This window comes from Rahnella sp. P4_A8, assembly GCF_056402435.1.
In genome coordinates this window covers 1-3,475 of the sequence record NZ_JBFUHK010000140.1, presented here as the reverse complement: position 1 = coordinate 3,475, position 3,475 = coordinate 1, and the positions used below count along the sequence as shown (strand labels likewise).

General features: G+C 52.5%; 3 protein-coding genes. 1 reads left to right on the top strand and 2 read right to left on the bottom strand.

The annotated features are described in order from the left end of the window. Nucleotides 1-2,848: ribonuclease E (rne, locus tag AC1DUO_RS23745; RefSeq protein WP_477989048.1), on the top strand; the 2,848-nt coding region annotated here is incomplete at its 5' end. Between the two features lie 73 nt (nucleotides 2,849-2,921). On the opposite strand, the gene AC1DUO_RS23740 is transcribed toward rne, so the two are convergent. Both AC1DUO_RS23740 and AC1DUO_RS23735 read right to left on the bottom strand, forming a co-directional pair. After that, the gene (locus AC1DUO_RS23740; protein ID WP_013576254.1) at nucleotides 2,922-3,209 is read right to left on the bottom strand and encodes a putative quinol monooxygenase; all 288 of its coding nucleotides are present in this window, start codon (nucleotides 3,207-3,209) and stop codon (nucleotides 2,922-2,924) included. A gap of 71 nt (nucleotides 3,210-3,280) precedes the next feature. Next, nucleotides 3,281-3,475 (bottom strand): hypothetical protein (locus AC1DUO_RS23735; protein WP_477989046.1); only part of this gene is annotated, 195 nt, incomplete at its 5' end.

The window sequence follows — 3,475 nt, the reverse complement described above, 5'->3', positions numbered from 1 at the left end:
TGACCGTACTGAACTGAAAGAAGCCTTGTCTTCCCTGCAACTGCCTGATGGCATGGGACTGATTGTGCGTACTGCCGGTGTCGGTAAATCCGCAGAAGCTCTGCAGTGGGACCTGACTTTCCGTCTTAAGCATTGGGATGCGATCAAGAAAGCCGCTGAAGGCCGCCCTGCGCCATTCCTGATCCATCAGGAAAGCAACGTTATCGTTCGTGCGTTTCGTGATTACCTGCGCCCGGACATCGGTGAGATCCTCATCGATAACCCGAAAGTCCTCGAGCTGGCAAAAGAACATATTGCTGCTCTGGGTCGTCCTGATTTCAGCAGCAAAATTAAGCCGTATGTTGGCGAAATTCCGCTGTTCAGTCATTACCAAATCGAATCGCAGATTGAATCCGCTTTCCAGCGCGAAGTCCGTCTGCCTTCCGGTGGCTCTATTGTTATCGACAGCACCGAAGCGCTGACCGCTATCGACATCAACTCCGCGCGTGCAACCCGCGGCGGCGATATCGAAGAAACCGCATTCAACACCAACCTTGAAGCTGCAGATGAAATTGCCCGTCAGTTACGCCTGCGTGACCTCGGTGGTCTGATTGTTATCGACTTCATCGACATGACACCTGTTCGCCATCAGCGCGAAGTAGAAAACCGTCTGCGTGATGCCGTTCGTCAGGACCGCGCCCGTATTCAAATCGGTCGCATTTCCCGTTTCGGTTTGCTGGAAATGTCCCGTCAGCGCCTCAGCCCGTCATTGGGTGAATCAACGCACCATATCTGCCCGCGTTGTGCAGGTACTGGTACCGTCCGTGACAACGAATCTCTGTCACTGTCGATTCTGCGCTTGATCGAAGAAGAAGCACTGAAAGAAAATACTAAAGAAGTGCATGCCATCGTTCCGGTGCCAATCGCTTCTTACTTGCTGAACGAAAAACGTGAATCGGTGAATGCCATCGAGAAACGTCAGGGTGGTGTGCGTGCAGTGATCGTGCCTAACGATCAGATGCAAACTCCGCACTACCATGTTCTTCGCGTTCGTAAAGGCGAAGAAATTTCTGCACTGAGCTATTTGCTGCCACAGATTCATGAAGCGGAAATGCTGCAACCTTCAGAAGAGTTGCCGACTGAACGTCGTCGTCCTGAGCAACCGGCACTGGCTGCGTTTGCGCTGCAAAGCGAAGCGCCTCCATCCAGCTTTGAGCAGGCAGCAGTGACCGAAGAACCGGTTAAAACCAGAACGGCAACAGTTAATGCGCCTGCGACACCTGTTGCTGAGAAATCAGGGTTTGTCAGCCGCCTTCTGAGTGGTTTGAAAAGCTTGTTCGCACCGGAGCCACAGCAGGAAGTTAAACCTGTTGAAGCACCGCAAGAGACGCCGGAAGCTACTGAAACGGAAAACCGTCGTAACAACGAACGCCGTAATCAACGCCGCCAGGGCGGACGTCGTGATCGCAACGGAGAACGCGGTGAGCGCAATGACCGCGGTAATCGTGGTGAACGTGGCGAAGGTCGTGACAACAATCGTGATAATCGTGGTGAAAGCCGTGATACCCGCGAAAATAATCGCGAACAGCGTGATGATCAGCAGCGCCGTGGCCGCCGTAATCAGGAACAGGTTGTTACCGAAACCCGTAGCGAAGAAGTTGAAACTGTCGCTCGTGAAGAACAGCAGCAACAGCCTCGCCGTGAACGTTCGCGTCGCCGTTCTGAAGACAAGCGTAAACCACAAACTGAAGAGAAAGTTCAGGATGTCGCAGTTGTCGAACAAGTTGCTGCTCCGGTGGTTGCCGATGACACTGAGCAGGAAGATCGTCAGCCAACTCAGCGCCGTCAGCGTCGTCAGTTGTCGCATAAAATCCGTTTCGAATCTGAAGCAGAAGTAGATCATGAAGAAGAAGCTGCAGCTCAGTTATTGATCACCGGCACTCGCCCTGCGGCGCCAGCGATTGCTGAGCAGGAACCTTCTGATGCTGAAACCGCAAACGTTGCTGATAGCGAAGATAATCAGAATGACAACGCCCGTGAAAATGGCATGCCACGTCGTTCACGTCGTTCTCCACGCCATCTGCGTGTAAGCGGCCAACGTCGTCGTCGTTATCGTGATGAGCGTTATCCGACCCAGTCACCAATGCCACTTGCAGGTGCGTTCGTTTCTCCGGAAATGGCTTCGGGTAAAGTCTGGGTCACTTATCCGGTTGCTCAGTCCTCTGAACAACAGGTTACTGAAACAGAAACTCCTGAAGTGCTGACTGAGCAGGTCGAGATTGCACAGGCGAATACACCGGTCATATCTGACATCACTGAAGTTACGCAACAGCCAGTCGCAGAGCCTGTCAATGATGTTGTTGACGCTGCACCACAAGAGGTGCCGGCCGAAATCGCAGCAGCAGACGTTGCACAACCTGTAGCCGACGAGCCAGTGCTGGTCGAACCGGCAACAGCTGAACCTGTTGCAGAAACACCTGTGGTTGATGTTGCGCCAGAAGCGCTCGAGCCTGCGATCGTTGAACCCACAGATGTTCTCGCTGCATCTGAAGTTCAGGCACCTGCGCCAGTCGCCGAACCCGAAGTGAAAGCTGAACCTGTTGCTGAAGTTAAACCTGCTGTGGAAACTGCGCCAGTCGCAGCCGCTCCGGCAGGTACTGAAGCTGCGGTTGTTGCACCTCGCTTCAAGCACCTCGCAACCGCGCCAATGACGAAGGCGCCAGCACCTGCCTATGTGCCAGAGCCACCTCGTCACAGTGACTGGATTCGCCCTGAGTTCAACTTTGAGGGTAAGGGCTCTGCAGGCGGCCATGCGGCAGCCACCACTGCAACAGCCCCGGCCACCAAACCTGAGATGCCAGCCGAGTAATCGCTGACCACTCAGTCTAAAAAAACCCGCCTCGGCGGGTTTTTTTATAGAAACTGTTGAAGATTCAATCTCATCAGGCCAGACTTTTCAACCGGCGAATCGTGAGTTCCTCCAGTTTACCTTCCAGGCTTTTTGCAAAATGCTGGAAATGTTCAGTTTTGTTGTGCTGATTCAGCGCTTCTTCAGAGGCCCATCGCTCGTAGAAAACAAAAGTCCCTTCTGTATCGAGATCCTGATGCAACTCATATTGCAGGCACCCTACTTCCTGTCGGCTTGGTTCAATTACGTCAAGCAACGCTTCTGTCACTTTTGCCGTAAACTCTTTTTTAGCGACAATAGTGGCAACAACTCTGATTTCCATAATGGTTCTCCTGTTTTTTTGGTCATGCTTAGCGGCGAACCGGTAAGCACTCTGACTAAAATCTGTCCCCACTATGAACCTTTCGACACATTGATTTCAATACGAACTTTATTTAACAGATGCAACACATCGCTTTTACGCTTATTCTTGTTCCCCGCCGTTAATGCTCCCATTACCGCACCTGATCCCAATATCTTGTCTCTCAATGCCGGAGTTTTGCCTGATGACCGCAACACCGCAAGTTTTGAAAATCCGCCGTCCAGATG